This is a genomic window from Aquincola agrisoli (assembly GCF_036621135.1).
In the GTDB taxonomy this organism is placed as follows: domain Bacteria; phylum Pseudomonadota; class Gammaproteobacteria; order Burkholderiales; family Burkholderiaceae_C; genus Aquincola; species Aquincola agrisoli.
In genome coordinates, this window is sequence record NZ_JAZIBG010000024.1 from 148,387 (window position 1) to 167,106 (window position 18,720).

18 protein-coding genes are annotated in these 18,720 nt (G+C 71.0%); 5 read left to right on the forward strand and 13 right to left on the reverse strand.

Annotated features, from left to right (window positions below; all coding sequences use genetic code 11):
* Window positions 1-363, reverse strand: coding sequence for a winged helix-turn-helix transcriptional regulator (locus V4F39_RS10795; protein WP_332289372.1), 363 nt, complete (start codon window positions 361-363; stop codon window positions 1-3).
* 175 nt (window positions 364-538) lie between these two features.
* Here V4F39_RS10795 and V4F39_RS10800 point away from each other — a divergent pair, with 175 nt between their 5' ends.
* The 4 genes from V4F39_RS10800 (at window position 539) to V4F39_RS10815 (ending at window position 7,401) form a co-directional block, all read left to right on the forward strand.
* Window positions 539-1,750, forward strand: coding sequence for an efflux RND transporter periplasmic adaptor subunit (locus V4F39_RS10800; protein ID WP_332289373.1), 1,212 nt, complete (start codon window positions 539-541; stop codon window positions 1,748-1,750).
* Window positions 1,751-1,812: 62 nt separating this feature from the next.
* Window positions 1,813-5,061 (forward strand): efflux RND transporter permease subunit, encoded by a 3,249-nt coding sequence (locus tag V4F39_RS10805; RefSeq protein ID WP_332289375.1) that lies wholly within the window; start codon window positions 1,813-1,815, stop codon window positions 5,059-5,061.
* Between the two features lie 14 nt (window positions 5,062-5,075).
* Window positions 5,076-6,485 (forward strand): efflux transporter outer membrane subunit, encoded by a 1,410-nt coding sequence (locus V4F39_RS10810; protein WP_332289376.1) that lies wholly within the window; start codon window positions 5,076-5,078, stop codon window positions 6,483-6,485.
* 97 nt (window positions 6,486-6,582) lie between these two features.
* Window positions 6,583-7,401, forward strand: a complete 819-nt coding sequence (locus V4F39_RS10815) for a M90 family metallopeptidase (protein WP_332289377.1) — start codon at window positions 6,583-6,585, stop codon at window positions 7,399-7,401.
* Window positions 7,402-7,410: 9 nt separating this feature from the next.
* Here V4F39_RS10815 and V4F39_RS10820 read toward each other — a convergent pair whose 3' ends face one another.
* The 11 genes from V4F39_RS10820 to V4F39_RS10870 form a co-directional block, all read right to left on the reverse strand.
* Window positions 7,411-8,358, reverse strand: coding sequence for a PDR/VanB family oxidoreductase (locus V4F39_RS10820; RefSeq protein WP_332289378.1), 948 nt, complete (start codon window positions 8,356-8,358; stop codon window positions 7,411-7,413).
* A gap of 23 nt (window positions 8,359-8,381) precedes the next feature.
* Window positions 8,382-8,876 (reverse strand): MOSC domain-containing protein, encoded by a 495-nt coding sequence (locus tag V4F39_RS10825; protein ID WP_332289379.1) that lies wholly within the window; start codon window positions 8,874-8,876, stop codon window positions 8,382-8,384.
* A gap of 23 nt (window positions 8,877-8,899) precedes the next feature.
* On the reverse strand, window positions 8,900-10,738 hold the full coding sequence (locus V4F39_RS10830; protein ID WP_332289380.1) for a TRAP transporter large permease: 1,839 nt from the start codon (window positions 10,736-10,738) through the stop codon (window positions 8,900-8,902).
* Window positions 10,735-11,313 (reverse strand): TRAP transporter small permease subunit, encoded by a 579-nt coding sequence (locus V4F39_RS10835; protein WP_332289381.1) that lies wholly within the window; start codon window positions 11,311-11,313, stop codon window positions 10,735-10,737. The genes V4F39_RS10830 and V4F39_RS10835 overlap by 4 nt, the downstream gene beginning before the upstream one ends.
* A gap of 20 nt (window positions 11,314-11,333) precedes the next feature.
* Complete coding sequence (locus V4F39_RS10840) at window positions 11,334-12,386, reverse strand: TRAP transporter substrate-binding protein (RefSeq protein ID WP_332289382.1); 1,053 nt, start codon at window positions 12,384-12,386, stop codon at window positions 11,334-11,336.
* 232 nt (window positions 12,387-12,618) lie between these two features.
* Window positions 12,619-13,233, reverse strand: a complete 615-nt coding sequence (locus tag V4F39_RS10845; RefSeq protein ID WP_332289383.1) for a helix-turn-helix domain-containing protein — start codon at window positions 13,231-13,233, stop codon at window positions 12,619-12,621.
* A gap of 68 nt (window positions 13,234-13,301) precedes the next feature.
* On the reverse strand, window positions 13,302-14,078 hold the full coding sequence (locus V4F39_RS10850; protein WP_332289384.1) for a ParA family protein: 777 nt from the start codon (window positions 14,076-14,078) through the stop codon (window positions 13,302-13,304).
* A 75-nt stretch (window positions 14,079-14,153) separates the two neighbouring features.
* Complete coding sequence (locus tag V4F39_RS10855; protein WP_332289385.1) at window positions 14,154-15,128, reverse strand: major capsid protein; 975 nt, start codon at window positions 15,126-15,128, stop codon at window positions 14,154-14,156.
* 33 nt (window positions 15,129-15,161) lie between these two features.
* A complete protein-coding gene (locus V4F39_RS10860) occupies window positions 15,162-15,410 on the reverse strand; it encodes a hypothetical protein (protein ID WP_332289386.1) in 249 nt (82 codons plus the stop codon).
* Between the two features lie 72 nt (window positions 15,411-15,482).
* The gene (locus tag V4F39_RS10865; protein ID WP_332289388.1) at window positions 15,483-15,887 is read right to left on the reverse strand and encodes a DUF4148 domain-containing protein; all 405 of its coding nucleotides are present in this window, start codon (window positions 15,885-15,887) and stop codon (window positions 15,483-15,485) included.
* Window positions 15,888-15,946: 59 nt separating this feature from the next.
* Entirely contained in the window at window positions 15,947-16,264 is a 318-nt protein-coding gene (locus tag V4F39_RS10870) for a DUF4148 domain-containing protein (RefSeq protein ID WP_332289389.1), read from the reverse strand.
* Between the two features lie 214 nt (window positions 16,265-16,478).
* Between V4F39_RS10870 and V4F39_RS10875 the strand changes: the two genes are divergently transcribed.
* Entirely contained in the window at window positions 16,479-17,696 is a 1,218-nt protein-coding gene (locus V4F39_RS10875; protein WP_332289390.1) for a CaiB/BaiF CoA transferase family protein, read from the forward strand.
* 30 nt (window positions 17,697-17,726) lie between these two features.
* On the opposite strand, the gene V4F39_RS10880 is transcribed toward V4F39_RS10875, so the two are convergent.
* On the reverse strand, window positions 17,727-18,671 hold the full coding sequence (locus V4F39_RS10880) for a sensor domain-containing diguanylate cyclase (protein ID WP_332289391.1): 945 nt from the start codon (window positions 18,669-18,671) through the stop codon (window positions 17,727-17,729).
* Window positions 18,672-18,720: the final 49 nt, after the last annotated feature.

Sequence of the window (18,720 nt, forward strand, 5' to 3'; positions counted from 1 at the left end):
TCAGGCCGCATCCTCCTCGGGCACTGCCTGCGTCGGCAAGTTGCCGATGCGCTTCATGTGTTTGGTGCCCCACTCGCAGAGCGGCCCGAGCGCCTGCATCAGCGATTCGCCGAACGGCGTGATCGTGTACTCCACGCGCGGCGGCACTTCCTGGTAGTTCTTGCGGTTCACCACGCCGTCGAGCTCCAGCTCCTTCAGCTCCTGGATCAGCATCTTCTCGCTGATGCCCGCGGTGAGCCGGCGCAACTCGCCGAACCGCCTCGGCTCGCCTTCTGCCAGGTTGTAGAGGATGAGCAGCTTCCACTTGCCGCCGATCAGCGACAGCGCCGCTTCCAGGCCGCAGCCATAAGTCTTCCTCGCCATACGGGACTCCGAAAAATTTAGGTACTTACCAAAAGGTGGGTACTTGTCGATTCGAAATCAAGATCGCATTGTAGAGCCCAAGTTCCCGTTCACCGTACTTCACATGCCGCTTGCAGCCGGCAGGGGGCGGTGTTGCCTGCGGCACCCCGATCCATCTTCACCAGGAGTTTTTCACATGAACAGCAAGCTCATCCGCCACCCGCGCACCTGGTGGCTCGGCGGCGTGGCCCTGTCGGCGCTGGCCGCCGCGGCCACGCTCACGTTGTCGCCCAGCAGCGACGCGGCCAATCCGCCGGCGGCCGAGGTGCCCGCGGCCGTCCCCGTCTCCGTGGCCGCGGTCGAGCGCCGCGGCGTCGTCGCCTGGGACGAATTCTCCGGCCGCCTCGAAGCGGTCGACCGCGTCGAGGTGCGGTCGCGCGTGGCCGGCGCGGTGCAGGCCGTGCACTTCCGCGAAGGCTCGCTCGTGCGGCAGGGCGACCTGCTGGTGACGATCGACCCGGCGCCTTACGCCGCCGAAGTCGACCGCGCCGAAGCCCAGGTGGCCGCGGCGCAGGCGCGCGTGGCCTTCACCCAGAGCGAATACGAACGCGCACAGCGGCTGTGGCAGGAACAGGCCATCGCGCAGCGCGAGCTCGACGAACGCGGCAACGCCCAGCGCGAGGCGGCGGCCAACCTGCGCGCCGCGCAGGCTGCGCTGCAGTCAGCGCGCCTCAACCTCGGCTACACGCAGGTGAAGGCGCCGGTCTCGGGCCGCGTCGGCCGCATCGAGGTGACGGTGGGCAACCTCATCTCCGCCGGCGCCGGCGCGCCGGTGCTGACCTCGCTGGTGTCGGTGAACCCGATCTACGCGAGCTTCGACGCCGACGAGCAGATCGTCACCCGGGCGCTGGCGGCGCTGCCCCAGGGTGGGCGCGAGCAGCTCCAGCGCATTCCGGTGCGCATGGAAACCGCCGACGGCGTGGGCGTCGACGGCAAGCTGCAGCTCATCGACAACCAGGTCGACGCCAGGAGCGGCACCGTGCGCGTGCGCGCGGTGTTCGACAACCCGCAGGGCCAGCTCACGCCCGGCCAGTTCGCCCGGCTGCGCATGGGCCAGGCCCGCACCAGCGAGGCATTGCTGCTCAACGAACGCGCCGTCGGCACCGACCAGAGCAAGCGCTTCGTGATGGTGGTGGGCGAGGGCGACAAGCTGGTCTGGCGCGAAGTGACGCTCGGCGCCACGGTCGACGGCCTGCGCATCGTCACCAGCGGCCTGCAGGCCGGCGAGCGCGTGGTCGTCAACGGCCTGCAGCGCGTGCGCCCGGGCGTGCAGGTGGCGCCCAAGCTGGTGCCGATGAACGCCAAGCCCGAAGTGACGGCCAAGGCGGGCGCCGGCAGCGCCTCCTGAAACCCCGCGCCACCCGGAACGAGCCGAAGAACAAGCGTTGTCCCCTCACGAGGGAGGAACCCATGAACCTGTCCAAATTCTTCATCGACCGCCCCATCTTCGCGGGCGTGCTGTCGGTGCTGATGCTGATCGGCGGCCTGCTCGCGTTGCGCGTGCTGCCGATCTCCGAGTACCCCGAAGTCGTGCCGCCCTCGGTGGTGGTGCGCGCGCAATACCCCGGCGCCAACCCCAAGGTCATCGCCGAGACCGTGGCCACCCCGCTGGAAGAATCCATCAACGGCGTCGAAGGCATGCTCTACATGAGCAGCCAGGCCACCACCGACGGCGTGATGCAGCTCACCGTCACCTTCGCGCTCGGCGTCGACCCCGACAAGGCCCAGCAGCTGGTGCAGAACCGCGTCTCGCAGGCCGAGCCGCGGCTGCCCGAGGAAGTGCGGCGCCTGGGCGTCACCACCATCAAGAGCTCGCCCGACCTCACGCTGGTGGTGCACCTGTCATCGCCCACCGGCCGCTACGACAACACCTACCTGCGCAACTACGCCGCCATCAACCTGAAGGACCGCCTCGCGCGCCTGAAGGGCGTGGGCCAGGTGCAGCTGTGGGGCAGCGGCGACTACGCCATGCGCGTGTGGCTCGACCCGGCCAAGGTGGCCGAGCGGGGCCTCTCGGCCGGCGACGTGGCCGACGCCATCCGCCAGCAGAACGTGCAGGCCGCCGCCGGCGTGGTGGGCGCCTCGCCCGGCCTGCCGGGGGTCGACTTCCAGCTTTCCGTCAACGCCCAGGGCCGGCTCGAGGACGTCGAGCAGTTCGGCGACATCATCGTCAAGAGCGGCCAGGGCGGCGAAGTGACCCGCCTGCGCGACGTCGCCCGCCTGGAACTCGGTGCCTCCGACTACGCGCTGCGCTCGCTGCTCGACAACAAGGAAGCCGTGGCCATCGCCATCCTGGCCGCGCCCGGCTCCAACGCCATCGACATCGCCGACCAGGTGCGCGCCACCATGGCCGACGCGCAGAAGGCCATGCCCGAAGGCGTGGAGCACTCCATCGTCTACGACACCACGCAGTTCGTGCGGGCGTCGATCGAATCGGTGGTGCACACGCTGCTCGAAGCCGTGCTGCTGGTGGTGCTGGTCGTCATCGTCTTCCTGCAGACCTGGCGCGCCTCCATCATCCCGCTGCTGGCCGTGCCGGTGTCGGTGGTGGGCACCTTCGCGGTGATGCACGTGTTCGGCTTCTCGATCAACGCGCTCAGCCTGTTCGGCCTGGTGCTGGCCATCGGCATCGTGGTCGACGACGCCATCGTGGTCGTCGAGAACGTCGAGCGCAACATCGAGGCGGGCCTGAGCCCGCGCGAGGCCACCTACCGCGCGATGCGCGAAGTGTCGGGCCCCATCATCGCCATCGCGCTGGTGCTGGTGGCCGTGTTCGTGCCGCTGGCCTTCATCAGCGGGCTCACGGGCCAGTTCTATCGCCAGTTCGCGCTGACGATCGCCATCTCCACCGTCATCTCGGCGATCAACTCGCTGACCCTGTCGCCCGCGCTCGCCGCGCTGCTGCTCAAGGGCCACGATGCGCCCAAGGACGCGCTGACCCGCGGCATGGACCGCGCCTTCGGCTGGTTCTTCCGCGGCTTCAACAAGGCGTTCGGCCGCGGCTCCGAGGCCTACGCCGGCGGCGTGGCCAAGGTCGTCACGCGCAAGGCGCTGATGATGGCCATCTACCTGGCGCTGGTGGCCGTGACCTTCGGCCTCTTCAAGGCCGTGCCCAGCGGCTTCGTGCCGGCGCAGGACAAGCAGTACCTGATCGGCTTCGCGCAGCTGCCCGACGGCGCCACGCTCGACCGCACCGACGACGTGATCCGCCGCATGGGCGAGATCACGCTGAAGCAGCCCGGCGTGGAGCACGCCATCTCGTTCCCGGGCCTGTCGATCAACGGCTTCACCAACAGCTCCAACTCCGGCGTCGTCTTCGTCGGCCTCAAGGCCTTCGACCAGCGCACCGCGAAGGACCAGAGCGCCGGCGCCATCGCGATGGCGCTGAACCAGCAGTTCGCGCAGATCGAGGACGCCTTCATCGTGATGTTCCCGCCGCCGCCGGTGCAGGGGCTGGGCACCACGGGCGGCTTCAAGCTGCAGCTGGAAGACCGCGCGTCGCTCGGCTACGAGGCGCTGGATGCCGCCACCAAGGCCTTCATGGCCAAGGCCTACCAGGCGCCTGAGCTCACCGGCATGTTCTCCAGCTACCAAGTCAACGTGCCGCAGCTCTACGCCAACATCGACCGCACCAAGGCGCGGCAGCTCGGCGTGTCGGTGACCGACGTGTTCGACACCATGCAGATCTACCTCGGCAGCCTGTACGTCAACGACTTCAACAAGTTCGGCCGCACCTACTCCGTGCGCGTGCAGGCCGATGCCGGCCACCGCGCGCGCGCCGAGGACATCGGCCTGCTGAAGGTGCGCTCGGCCTCGGGCGAGATGGTGCCGCTGGCCGCGCTGATGAGCGTTCAGCCCAGCTTCGGCCCCGAGCGCGCGATGCGCTACAACGGCTTCCTGTCAGCCGACATCAACGGCGGCCCGGCGCCCGGCTACTCCAGCGGGCAGGCGCAGGACGCGATCCAGCGCATCGCGGCCGAGACGCTGCCGCCCGGCATCGGCTACGAATGGACGGAGCTGACCTACCAGGAGATCCTGGCCGGCAACTCGGCGGTGATCGTCTTCCCCCTGGCGATCCTGCTCGTCTTCCTGGTGCTGGCGGCGCAGTACGAGAGCCTGACGCTGCCGCTGGCCATCATCCTGATCGTGCCGATGGGCCTGCTCGCCGCGATGACCGGCGTGTGGCTCGACGGCGGCGACAACAACGTCTTCACCCAGATCGGGCTGGTGGTGCTGGTGGGGCTGAGCGCGAAGAACGCGATCCTGATCGTGGAGTTCGCGCGCGAGCTGGAATTCGCCGGGCGCACGCCGATCGAGGCGGCGATCGAGGCCGCGCGGCTGCGCCTGCGCCCGATCCTGATGACCTCGCTGGCCTTCGTGATGGGCGTGCTGCCCCTCGTGCTGGCCACCGGCGCCGGTGCCGAGATGCGCAGCGCGATGGGCGTGGCGGTGTTCGCCGGGATGATCGGCGTGACGGCCTTCGGCCTCTTCCTGACGCCGGTGTTCTACGTGCTGCTGCGCAAGCTCACCGGCAACCGGCCGCTGAAGCTGCACGGCGAGGTGCCGCACATGGAGGCCTTCGCGGGCGCCCACGCGGCCCAGGGCGGCGGCCACGCGCAGCCGATGCCGGCCGCGCCTCGCCACCCGCACGACGCTTGAACGAGGAGAACAACATGAACCACATGAAACGATGGATCCGCTGGACACCGCTGGTCGCGGCCTTGGTGCTGGCCGGTTGCGCGACCGCCTTGCCGCCGGTGGAGGATCGGCAGCTGCCCGCCACGCCGGCCGCCTTCAAGGAAACCGACGGCCGCTGGGCCCGTGCCACGCCGGCCGAGGCGCAGCCGCGCGGCGAATGGTGGAAGAGCTTCGGCGACGCCGAGCTGGACCGCTGGGTCGAGCAGGCCGCCGAGCGCAACACCAGCATCCAGCAGGCCGCGGCGCGGCTGGCGCAGGCCCGGGCGCTGGCGCGTTCGGCCGACGCCAACCGCGCGCCGCAGGTCGGCGTGGGGGCGGGCGTGTCGCGCCAGGCCGGCGCCAACAACAACGGCGATGTCAACACGCTGGCCACCGCGGGGCTGACCCTGTCGTACGAGCTGGACCTGTTCGGCCGCCTGTCGCAGGCCAGCCAGGCCGCCGCGCTCGATGCGCAGGCCCGCGAAGCCTTGCTGCAGAGCGCGCGGCTGCTGGTGCAGGCCGAAACGGCGCAGACCTACCTGGCGCTGCGTGTGCTCGATGCCGAGCGTGAGCTGGTGCGCGACACCGTGCTCGCCTACCGCGACACATTGCGGCTGACGGAGCGCCGCCAGCAGGCCGGCGACATCGCCGAGCTCGACGTGGCGCGCGTGCGCACCGAGGTGGCGGCCACCGAATCGGAGGCGCTGGCGCTCGACCAGCGCCGCGCGGTGCTGGAGCACGCGCTGGCCGTGCTGGTGGGTGAGGCGGCCTCGTCGTTCGAAGTGGCGCCGCAGGCCTGGTCGGCGAGCCTGCCGGTGATCCCGCCGGGCGTGCCCAGCACGGTGCTGCAGCGCCGGCCCGACGTGTCGGCCGCGCAGCGCAGCATGCTGGCCGCGCAGGCCCGCGTGGGCGTCGCGCAGGCGGCGTGGTTCCCGAGCGTGTCGCTCACGGCCCAAGGCGGCTATGCGTCGCCCGAGGTCGGTGACCTCTTCAGGTGGTCGATGCGCAGCTGGGGCATCGGCGCGCTGCTGTCGTTGCCGGTCTTCGACGGCGGCCGGCGCCAGGCGGGCGTCGACAGCGCGCGCGCCGAGCTCGACGGCGCGCTGGCCGGCTACCGCGAGCAGGTGCTGGTGGCCTTCAAGGACGTGGAAGACCAGCTCTCCACGCTGCGCCTGCTGGCCGACCAGGCCGAGGCGCAGTCGCGCGCGGTCGAGTCGGCCACGCGGGCCACCACGCTGTCGAACTCGCGCTACCGCAACGGCTTCGTCAGCCAGCTCGACCTGCTCGATGCCCAGCGCACCGAGCTGCGCAACCGGCGGCAGGCGCTGCAGGTGCGGGCGGCGCAGTACCAGGCGACCGTCGGCCTGGTGCGCGCCTTGGGCGGCGGCTGGAACGCTGGCGCTTGAAGAAGCGCCCGGCGGCCGCCATCTGATCACACGACCTTGCTGGCGTGACAGCCATCCCGCCGAGGGCCTGCCGGGCGCACACTGTGATCGACCTGCCATGCCGATGATCGTCGCCACCGTTCTTGCGCTGCTGCTGGCCCTGTGGTTCCTGGGGCAGCCGTGGCTGGCCGAGCGCCGCCGGCGCCGTTGGCGGGCACAGCCGTTCCCGGCGGCATGGCGGCGCATCCTGCGCCGGCGCGTGCCGCTGGCGGGCCGCCTGCCGGCGCCGCTGCAGCTGCAGCTCAAGCAGCGCATCAACGAGTTCCTGGCGGAAGTGCCCTTCATCGGCTGCAACGGCCTGAAGGTCACCGACGAGATGCGCGTCACCGTCGCCGCGCAGGCGAGCCTGCTGCTGCTCAACCGGCCCGGCGTGCGCTTCGATGCCTTGCGGCAGGTGCTGCTGTACCCCGGCGCTTTCGTGGTCGACCGCGTGCGCACCGGCGATGCCGGCGTGCAGCACGACGACCGGCGCGTGCTGTCGGGCGAATCGTGGTCGCAGGGCCAGGTGCTGCTGTCGTGGGCCGACGTGCTGCAAGGGGCCGGCGATCCCGGTGACGGCCGCAACGTGGTGATCCACGAGTTCGCGCACCAGCTCGACCAGGCCAACGGCGCGGCCAACGGCGCCCCCGCACTGGCGCGCCGCAGCCACTATGCGCGCTGGTCGCAGGTGCTGGGCACCGCGTTCGCCGAACTGCGGCACCGGCATGCGGTGGGCGAGCCCACGCTGTTCGACGCCTACGGCGCCACCGAGCCGGCCGAGTTCTTCGCGGTCGCGTCGGAGGTGTTTTTCGAGCAGCCGGTGCGCATGGCGGCCGAGCACCCGGCGCTGTATGCCGAGTTCAGGTTGTACTACCAGGTCGATCCGGCCGCCTGGTGAGCACGTTCCTCAGAGGTCGAGCGTGACGCCCCCGCGGGCGCGCGACACGCACAGCATCATCCGGTCCTGCCGCGCCGCAGGGCCAAGCACCACGTCGCGGTGGATCACCACGCCGTCGCGGTAGCCGCATTCGCACGCGCCGCACACGCCCAGTTCGCACGACGAAGGCAGCGACAGGCCGTGCTCGCGCAGCACGGCCAGCGCGGAGCGGTCGGCGGGCACACGCAGCGTCTGGCCGGTGGAGGCCACCGTGACGTCGAAGGGCTCGGGTTTGAAGTGCTCGTCCAGCGTCGGCTGGAAGACCTCGAAGTGCCGCTGCGCGTCCGGCCAGTGCGCGGTGGCGTCTCGCACGGCGTCGATCAGGCGCGCGGGGCCGCAGCAGTAGAGGTGCATGCCCGGCTCGGGCGGCGGCAGCGCCGCGGCATCGAAGCGCACGCGCGGCACGGTGTCGCCGAACCAGGTGTGCAGGGCCAGCCCTTCGATGCTGCGCACGGCCCCCAGCAGGGGCGCTGTCGCCTCGCTGCGCGCGCAGTAGTGCAGCGTGACGGACTCGCCGCGCCGCAGCGCGGCCTGCGCCATCGGCACGAAGGGCGTGACGCCGATGCCGCCGGCCACGAACACGTGGCGCGCGGCGCCCGCGGCCAGCGGGAAGTTGTTGCGCGGCGCGCTGACCCCGATCGCCATGCCGGCTTCCACGTGCGCGTGCAGCCACCGCGAGGCGCCGCGGCCGGGCGCCTCGCGCTTGATCGCGATGCGGTACGCGCCGGCGTCGTCGGGGTCGCCGCACAGCGAGTACTGGCGGATGCGGCCGTCCGGCAGGTGCACGTCGACATGCGCGCCGGGCGAAGGCGGGGGCAGCTGCGGGCGCCGGGGGTGGCGCAGCTCCAGGTGCATCACCTCGTCCGTCTCGCGGCGGACCGCTGCGACGGTGAGCTTCATGACAAGTCGGGCGGTCATGGCGTGGCGTGCGCGGGCGGGCTTCAGTCCAGCGGCTCGATCACGTCGCCCTGGCGCACCACGCCGCCCACCTCGATCGAGCAGTTCAGCCCCGAGCGGTTGTACAGCGGCAGGTACAGCGGCAGGCCGAGCAGCTCGTCGAGGTACTTGCAGGGGAAGTTGAGCCGTCCGCCGCGCAGCACCACCTCGCCCACGCGGAAGCGCTTGCCGACGAGGTGGTTGAGCGGCACGCCCTGCACCGTGAAGTTGCGCCGGTGGTCCGCGGGGGTCAGCGCGATCGGGCCGTCCTGCAGCGGGGGATCGTTCTTCGCCAGGGCGGCCAGCGTCTCCGCCTCGAACAGCGTCACCTCGCGGATGTCGGGCTTGGCCGAGTAGGTGCCGGTCTTCAGGTAGTAGCGGTCGCCCACGATGCCCTGGCCCGCCACGCAGGTGGCCTCGGGCACTTCCTCCATCTCGTGCGAGGCGGCGGGGGCGATGTGGATGTGCAGCAGCTTGCCGCCGGTCCAGTCGGTGGTCATCGGGTCTCCTTGTGAAAGCAAGTTCAGCGGTACAGCACCTGCGGCAGCCACAGCCCGATCGGCGGGAAGGCATACAGCACGAACAGCGCGACGATCTGCAGGCCCATGAAGGGCAGCATGCCCGCGAAGATCTGGTTGAGCGTGACGTGCGGCGGCGAGATGCCCTTCAGGTAGAAGGCGGCCATGGCCACCGGCGGCGACAGGTAGGCCGTCTGCAGGTTCAGCGCCACCAGCAGGCCGAAGAACAGCGGATCGACGCCGAAGTGGCCGAGCAGCGGCACGAAGATCGGCATGAAGATCACGATGATCTCCGTCCACTCCAGCGGCCAGCCCAGCAGGAAGATGATGGCCTGCGCCAGCAGCAGGAACTGCAGCTTGGTCAGGCCCAGCGACAGCACCCAGCGCTCGATGATGTCCTGCCCGCCCAGCAGCGCGAAAGCCGCCGAGAAGATCGCCGAGCCGACGAAGAGCCAGCACACCATGCTGCTGGTCTTGCCGGTGAGGTAGACCGACTCGCGCACCACCGGCAGGCTCAGGCGCCGGTACATCGCGGCCAGCAGCGCGCCGCCGAAGGCGCCCACCGCGGCGGCCTCGGTGGGCGTGGCCAGGCCCATCACGATGCTGCCCAGCACGCCCGCCATCAGGAAGGCGAGCGGGAAGAACGATCCGGCCAGCATCTTCAGGATCTCCAGGTGCTCGAAATCGAGCCGGGCATAGAACCACAGCAGCGCGAGCAGCAGCACGCCGCCCGCGATCCAGGGCGCGGTGCCGGAGAGCATCGACGCCGGGGCCTCGGGCGTGCCGGCCTGCGGGGCCGCGGCATCGACCGGGGCGCCGAGGCTGAACATGTCCTGCGGCTCGGCTTCGCTCGCCACCGCTGCCGGCATGGCGGCGCCCAGGCTGGCCAGCGGACCGATCGTGCCGGCGGCGGGCCATTGGGCCAGCGTGAAGGCGCTCAGCAGCATCACCACGGGGAACGCGAACGTGGCGATCTCCAGCGACGCCCGGCGCAGTTGCGGGCGCAGGGCGCGGGTGCGCAGCGCGTGCCAGAGCACCGGCAGCACGCGGCTGCGCCCGTCGGCCCCCATCGCCTGCACGGCGGGCGAGAGCGTGATCACGCGCTCGGATTCGGGCAGCGGCGGCATCAGCGCGGGCTTGAGCTTGGCCAGCACGATCACGTAGCCGACGTACAGCAGCGCCAGCATCAGGCCCGGGAAGACCGCGCCCGCGTACAGCTGCACCACCGACACGCCCGCCGTCGCGCTGTAGACGATCAGCAGCACCGACGGCGGCAGCAGCACGCCCAGGCAGCCGCCTGCCGTGATGGCGCCGGCGACCACCTTCGGGTCGTAGCCGGCGCGCAGCATCGCCGGCATGGCCAGCAGGCCCATCAGCGTGATGACCGCGCCCACGATGCCGGTGGCCGTCGCGAAGATCGCGCAGGTGAAGAGCGTGGCCACGGCCAGCGAGCCCGGCACCCGGAACATCGCCAGGTGCAGGCTGCGGAAGAGCTTGGCGATCAGGTTCGCGCGCTCGACCAGGTAGCCCATGAAGACGAACAGCGGCACCGAGATCAGCACGTCGTTGGTCACCACCGAATACGCGCGCTGCACCATCAGCTCCAGCGTCAGCCGCCAGGCGGTGCCCGGCTCGACCCGCCAGTAGGCGATGAACGTGAAGATCATGCCCATGCCCATCAGCGTGAAGGCGGTGGGAAAGCCCAGCATGATGGCCACCACGATCAGCGCCAGCATCAGCAGCCCGATGTGGCCGTTCTCCAGCGCACCCCACGGCGTGAGCACCATGGCCATCAGCACGACGAGCGACATGATGGACAGGCCGAACCAGAGTTCCTTCTTCATGGCGTGCCCTCCTCGCGGACCAGGGCCTTGAGCTTGTCGACGTCGACCTCCTCCACGTCCTGCTCGCGCGGCGCCCAGTGCCCGCTGCGCAGGCAGGCGATGCAGCGCAGCACCTCGGCCGCACCCTGCATCAGCAGCAGCGCGCCGGCCAGCGGGATGAGCATCTTCACCGGGTAGATCGGCGGGCCGTCGGCGGTGTTGGCCGAGTGCTCGCGCACCGCCCACGATTCGCCGGCGAAGCCCCATCCGGCCCACATCAGCGCGAGCACGCCGGGGCAGAAGAAGAGGCCGTACAGCAGCAGGTCGAGCCCGGCCTGCACCCGCGGCGGCAGGAAGCCGTAGAGGATGTCGCCGCGCACGTGGTTCTCCTTGGCCAGCGTGTACGCGCCGCCCATCAGGAAGACCGCGCCGTAGCACATGATCGACACGTCGAAGACCCAGTCGTGCGGGTTGCCCAGCACGTAGCGGCTGAAGACCTCGTAGACCATGATGGCGACCAGCACCACGATCAGCCAGGCGAAGGCCTGGCCGACGCGGGTGGACAGCCGGTCGGCAAAACGCAGGTAGGCGTTCATGGCGGCATGCCGGCGGCCGTTCAGCCCAGGAACTTGCGGTAGGGCGCCTGGGCGTCCACCGTCATGATCTCGGACCAGTAGACGACCTTCTTGGCCCAGGCCTTCTGCGAGTCGATGATCTTCGCGAAGAGCGGGTTCTCCGCGCTGCGGTGGGCGATCACGCGTGTCCACGCATCGAGCTGCGCGGCCAGGATCGACGCCGGCGTGCGGTGCACCTTCACGCCGTTCTTCGACTGCATGTCGATCAGGTCGGTCGACATGCGGTCCATCGATTTCCATGCGATGTCGCTGTTGGAGGCGAGCACCGCGGTGTGCACCGCCTCCTTCATCTCGGCCGGCAGCGCGTCGAACTTGGCCTTGTTGAACAGCAGCTCGAAGAGCGTGTTGGCCATGTGGTAGCTCTGCAGGTAGTAGTTCTTGGCCACGTCGGGGAAGCCCACCAGGCGGTCGTCGGTCGGGTTGGCGTACTCGGCGGCGTCGATCACGCCGCGCTCCAGCGCCGGCAGGGTGTCGGTGGGGGCCATCTGCACCGGCGCGGCACCCAGCTCCTTCATCATGTCGACGGCCAGGCCGGCGGTGCGGTACTTCAGACCCTTGAGGTCGTCGGGGCCCTTGATCTCCTTGCGGAACCAGCCGAAGGGCTCGGTGATGACCGAGCCGTGCAGGAACGAGACGACCTCCAGCTTGGCCGCGGCAAGCAGCTCGGCATACAGCTGCTTGCCGCCGCCGTGCTCCACCCAGCCCAGCAGCTGGTTGGAGTCCATGCCGAAGTTGGGGCCGGCGCCGAAGAGGCCGAAGGCGGTGTTGCGGCCGAAGCCGAACACCGGCAGCGTGTGGCCGCCGTCGAGCGTGCCCTTCGAGACGGCGTCGGGCACCTGGAAAGGCGGCACCACGGCGCCCGAGGCCAGCATCTGTATCTTCAGCTTGCCGCCGGTGTTCTGCTCGATGCGGCGGCAGGTGTCCACCGCGAACTCCTGGAAGATGACCTTGGCGGGCCAGGCGCTCTGGAAGCGCCAGGTGGTGGTCTGCGCGACCGACACCGCGGGCGCCGCGAGGCCGGCGCTTGCGGCCACCGCCACCTTCAGGGCAGTACGTCGGCTGGCCGCAGCGGGCGCGGCGGGAGACTGGGCTGGGCGGGACGGCAAGGCCATGGCAGAACACTCCAGTGGATAAATCTCCACTGGATGAGCAATGCCCGTGCCACGTTAAGTGGAGGTTTTTCCACCAAAGGAAACACCCGAACGAGGCATGGCCGCACGCCGGCGGTGCCGGCTGGCCCGGCGCCGCACCATCCGCGCGCGGTGGTCAGCGCCGCAGCCGGCTGCTGTCGATCACGAGGAAGTACTGGCAGTCGCCCTGGCCGGGGTTGAAGAACTGGTGGGTGGCGGCGGCCTGGAAGAAGATCGCGTCGCCCGCCTCGAGCCGGTGCGTCGCTTGGCCCACGCTGGCTTCCAGGGTGCCGGTGAGCACGTAGATGTACTCCTCGGTGCCGCGTCGGTGCGCCGACAGCTCGCCGGTGGTGGCGCCGCTCGGCAGCGTGCTGAGCACCCAGTCGATGCCGCGGCCGGGCAGGATGGGCGAGAGGCAGCGGCGGGTGAAGCCGGATTCCCGGTCCTGGATCACCGGCTGCACGCGGGCGGGCAGCAGCACGACCTCCTGCTCCTCCTGCTCGGCCAGCAGGTCGGAGAAGGTGATGTCGAGCGCCACGGCGATCTTGGAGAGCACCGAGGTCGACGGCGTGGCCTCGGCGCGCTCCACCTTCGAGATCATCGAGCGGCTCACGCCCGACAGCTCGGCCAGCCGCTCGATCGACAGGTGGGCGCGGCGACGGCGGTCGCGCAGGGCCTGCGAGAGCCGCGCGAGATGGTCGGAAGGCTCCTCCACCCGAGTGGACGTTTTCTTGGCGGGGGCCTTCTTCATCGGGTGCCGTGCTGGTGGAAATTATTCCAATTTTAGGCGTGCCCCACGGCGGGCGGCTGCGCTATGCGCTATGTTTTGCCGGCTATGGCGCCGTGCAGCGCCACAAACTCCAGCGTCAGCTTGTGCCTCGGGTCCAGGTGCACCATCGGCCTGGCCTGCTCGTGCGATTCCTTGATCTTCACGCTCGCGCTCAGGTAGGGCTGCAGCACCGGCAGGCCCTCGTCGACCAGCTCCTGCACAGTGCGCTGCGGCAGGCTGGCGCGGGGCTGGAACTGGTTGACGACGATGCCTTCGACCTCCAGCGCATCGTTGTGGTCGGCGCGGATCTCCTGCACCGTCTCCATCAGGCCGTAGAGCGCGCGGCGCGAGAAGTCGTCGCAGTCGAACGGGATCAGGCAGCCCTCGGCCGCGATCAGTGCCGAGCGGGTGTAGAAGTTGAGCGCCGGCGGCGTGTCGATGTAGATGGCATCGAACTCGTCGGCCAGCTCCGCCAGCGCATCGCGCAGCTTGTAGATCTTGTAGCGCGATTCGAGCTTGCCGTGCAGCTCGTCGAGCTTGCCGCTGGCCGGCATCAGGCTCAGCCGGTCCCAGGGCGTGGCGACGATGAAGTCGGTGGTGGCCGGCGGCCGCACGCTGAACTTCAGCGTCTGGTCGAAGAACTCGGCGGCGCCCGCGCCGAGGTCGCCGTCGGCGGCCTGGCCCATCAGGTAGCGGGTGGTGTTGCCTTGCGAGTCGAGGTCGACCACCAGCGTGCGCAGGCCCTGCTGGGCGCTGACCGCGGCGAGGTTGCAGGTGATCGTGGACTTGCCCACGCCCCCCTTCTGGTTGAAAACGACTCGGCGCATGCGGCATTCCCCTGGTGGTCCCTCTCCGGCGCAGCATTGTGCAATGCAGCAGCGCCGGCGAGGGCGGCGGCCGGGTCAATCCGTGGCCACCGGGTGCCCTGCGGCGGCCCAGGCATCGAGCCCGCCGGCCAGCGGCCGCACGCGGCTGAAGCCCTGGCGGGCCAGCCGCTGGGCGGCGAGGGCCGCCGATGCTTCGTTCGGGCAGTTGCAATAGAGCACGATGTCACGGTCGCGCGGCAGGCGGGCCGCATGCCGCTCGATCTCCGCGAGGGCCACCGCGCTGGCGCCGGGGATGCGGCGGCCGTCGATCTGCGCAACGCCGTTCGACCGCACGTCGATGATCATCGGCGCGGCGCGCTCGGCCCCGGCTCCCGGGCTGGCCTGCGCGCTGTCGACGAGCGATTTCAGTTCGTCGACGCTGATGCGCTGCATCGCCAGCGATCGCAGGAAGCGCTGGCGCCGCAGCCAGCGCCAGCCGGCGAAGGCGGCCACCACGGCCAGCAGCAGCGCGCCGGCCGCCAGGCCCGCATCGGCCAATGCCGCGATCACCGCCTCGACCTCCCGGCTGAACACCGCGCCCAGCCCCAGGAAGAGCGCGGACCAGATGGCGCCGGCCAGCACGTCGTAGGCCACGAAGCGCGGCACCGACATGCCCAGTGCCCCGGCCATCGGCGCGGCCACGACCGACACGCCCGGCACGAACTTCGCGGCCACCAGCGCGCCGCCGCCCCACCGGGTCATCAGGTCTTCGCTCTGCCGCACGCAGGAATCGGGCGACAGCGAGAGCCTGCACAGCAGGCCCATGATGCGGTGGCCGTGGCGGCGGCCGGCATAGAACCACACGCCGTCGCCGGCCACGTTGGCCGCGATGGCCACCAGCAGCGCCAGCGTCCACGCGACGGCGGCCGGCTGCGGCGAGTGCATCGCGACGCCGCCGGCGGCCACCAGCAGCGGCGCCGCCGGCACCGGCACGCCGGCGCGTGCGGCCATGGTCACGGCGAACACGATCAACACGCCGTGTTCGACGAGCAGGGTCATCAGGGCTTGCATGGCGGCGATTGTTGCCGCGGCGGCGCAGCGGCGTCAGGCGAAGGGGTCGCCTGACGCGCAGGCGCACAGGGTGGTGGGCGGCGTGTCGGCGGCCTGGGCCGGCCGCGTGGCCGGGCGCAGCGGTGCCGCCGGCGCCGCGGGCGCGCTGGCCGGCGTCCGCGGCGCGGCGGTCCGTGCGGCGGGCGTGGAGGCTGCGGCCCGGGGGCTGGGGATCTCCGTGGCCCAGGCCACGTTGGCGGCGAAGCCCAGGGCGGCGATGGTGAAGGCGAGGGCGGTCTTCATGGAGGTGTCCTGTCGGACGGGCGGCCCTCGGGGGCCTGCCCGTCCAAGGCGGTCTTGCGTGCGGGTCTGCGGTCAGCCGCCTAGGAAATCGCCCTGGCTCAGGCGTTGGCCCGAGCGCAGCGCCTGGGCCGCTTCGGCCTGCACCTGCGCACGGGTCTTCGTCGAGACGAAGGGCTTGCTGGCGACGTCGTAGCCGTAGGTGTCGCCGAAGCCGATCTCTCCGTTCGCACGGGCCTGCGCGAGCTCGGCCTTCACTTCGGCGCGCGTGCGGGTCGACACGAAGGGCCGGGCCGTGATGTCGTAGCCGTAGGAATCGCCGAAGCTGCGTTCGCCCCGGGCCTGTGCGGCCTGCAGTTCGGCGATGACTTCGGCGCGCGTCTTCTGCACGACGACCTGTTGCACGCCGGCCTCCTGTGCGAAGGCGGCGGTGCCGATGAAGGCGGCGAGCGCCGCCGCGACGAGGGAGGGGGTGTTCATGATCGTTTCCTTGCGATGACGGTGGGAAAAGCGGCGCCGGCCTGCGGCGCCTTCGGGGCTCAGCCCTGCGTGTCGCCGTAGCTCAGGCGTTCGCCGGCCTGCAGCGCCTTGACGACTTCGGCGCGGACTTCGGCGCGGCTCTTGGTCGACACGAACTTCGTGTTCGGCACGTAGGTCTCACCTTCCGCGCCGATGCGCAGTTCGCCGTTGGCGCGCGCGGCCTGCAGCTCGGCGATGACCTCGGCGCGGGTCTTGGTCGACGGGGCGTGCAGCTCGGGCACGTCGTAGCCGCCCGTATCGCCGTTGACCTGTGCGAACGCGGCGCCGGAGCCCAGCAGGGCGAGCACGGAAGCGGCGATGAGGGACTTGGTGTTCATGGTGTTTCCTTTCGGTATCGGGTGGAGGAGGGAGCGTCGGTGGACTGCAGTGGTGTGTTGTGCGGTCCGTCGATGGGGTGAACTTTAGGCAGCGCCCCCTGCGGGAAAAAGCGTGCCGGCGCCAATGGGCCATTGCGAAAGCGTCAACAGTGGCGCCCGCTCCGGCGGACAATTCGCGCCCTTGCCGGATGGAGCCGCCGACCCGATGAACGCCATGACACCGCCCCCCCCGCCTGCCCCCGGCACCCTTGCGCTGCAGGGGGTGCGCATCGTCGAGATGGGGCAGCTCATCGCCGGCCCCTTCGCGGCGAAAACGCTGGGCGACTTCGGCGCCGACGTCGTCAAGATCGAGCCGCCCGAAGGCGGCGACCCGCTGCGCCGCTGGCGCCTGCTGCAGGACGGCACCTCGGTGTGGTGGCAGGTGCAGTCGCGCAACAAGCGCTCGGTCGCCGTCGACCTGCGCAGCCCCGAGGGCCAGGACATCGCGCGGCGCCTGATCGCCGAGGCCGACGTGCTGATCGAGAACTTCCGGCCCGGCACGCTGGAGGGCTGGGGCCTGGGCTACGACGACCTGAGCGCCTTGAACCCCGGGCTCGTGATGCTGCGCATCTCGGGCTACGGCCAGACGGGCCCCTACCGCGACCTGCCGGGCTTCGGCGTCGTCGGCGAGGCGATGGGGGGCCTGCGCCACCTGACCGGCGAGCCCGGCCGCGTGCCGGTGCGCTGCGGCGTCTCGATCGGCGACACGCTGGCCGCGCTGCATGGCGTCATCGGCGTGATGATGGCCCTGTACCACCGCCAGGCGCACGGCGGCCGGGGCCAGGTCGTCGACGTCGCGCTGCACGAGGCGGTGTTCAACGTGATGGAGAGCCTGCTGCCAGAGTACAGCGCGTTCGGCGCGGTGCGCGAGGCCGCGGGCAGCGCGCTGCCGGGCATCGCGCCGTCGAACGCGTACCGCTGCCGCGACGGCTACGTGCTGGTCGCCGGCAACGGCGACAGCATCTTCAAGCGGCTGATGGCCGTGATCGGACGGCCCGACCTCGGCAGCGCTCCCGACCTGTGCGACAACACCGGCCGCGTGGCACGCGTGGCCGAGATCGACGCGGCGATCGAGGCGTGGACGCTGGAGCGCACGGTGGACGAGGTGCTGCGGCCGCTGGCCGAGGCGCGTGTGCCGGCCGGCAAGGTCTACACCGCGAAGGACATCGCCGAAGACCCGCACTACCGGGCGCGCAACATGATCCTGCGCCAAACCACGCGCGACGGCCACGAGCTCGACGTGCCGGGCATCGTGCCGCGGCTCACCGGCACGCCCGGCGGCATCCGCAGCGCGGCGCCGAGGCTGGGCGAGGACACCGACGCGGTGCTGGCCGGCATGGGGCTGGGGCCTGCGCAGATCGCCGAGCTGCGCAGCAAGGGCATCGTCGCCTGACGATGCCGCGCCGGCGGGCGCCCCGGGCGCTCAGCCGCCGCGGGAGACGCGCACCTGGTTGCGCCCGCGGCGCTTGGCCTCGTACATCGCCCGGTCGGCGCGCTGGTACGCGCTGTGCGCGCTGTCGCCGGGCAGCAGCATCGTGAGCCCGGCCGACAGCGTGTAGCAGACCTCCTGCCGCTCCGCCACCCGGTGGGGCTCGGCGACGTGGGCGGGCAGGCGCTCCAGCACCTCGCGGGCGCCGTCCAGCGTCAGCTCCGGCAGCAGCACCATGAATTCCTCGCCGCCCAGGCGTCCCAGGCAGTCGCTCCTGCGCAGCAGGGCCTGCACGCGGCGCGCGAAATCGACCAGCACCGCATCGCCGAACGGATGGCCATGGCGGTCGTTGATGCCCTTGAAGTGGTCCAGGTCGAGGATCGCGAGGCAGCAGGGCGCTGCTTCGCTGCGCGCCTTGGCCACGGCCGCATCCAGCAGCTGCAGGATGTGCAGGCGGTTGCTCACGTGGGTCAGCGGATCGGTGAGCGCGGCGCGTTGGGCGACGTCGCGGGCCTGCCGCAGCAGCCGCTCCTCGCTGCGCAGCTGGGTGATGTCGCAGGCCACGCAGAGCATCCAGCCCGCCGCGTCGAGGTGCTCCTGCATCCACAGCCAGCGGCCGTCGCAGAGGTCGGCCTCGAACGCACGGTGGGGCACCTTGCCGCGCCGCGACAGCGCGGTGGCGATCCAGCGCTCGATGTCGTCGCTGCGGATCGCCGCGCCCTTGCCGCGCCGGTGGTTGAGCCGCATCAGTTCGGCCCAGGTCGGCGCTTCGCCCTCCGCAAGGTCGTAGGCCTGCCGGAACGCCGGGTTGGCGTAGCGCAGCCGGTCGGCCGGGTCGAAGAGACCGACCACCAGCGGACTCGCGTGGTGCAGCGCCAGCAGCGCGGCATGCGCTTCGGTGTCCGGCGGCGGCGCGGACGGTGTCGGGTCGGGGGCCATCTCGGGGTATTCGTCACCGGCGCGCCGGACATGAGCGCCGCCCGGGCCT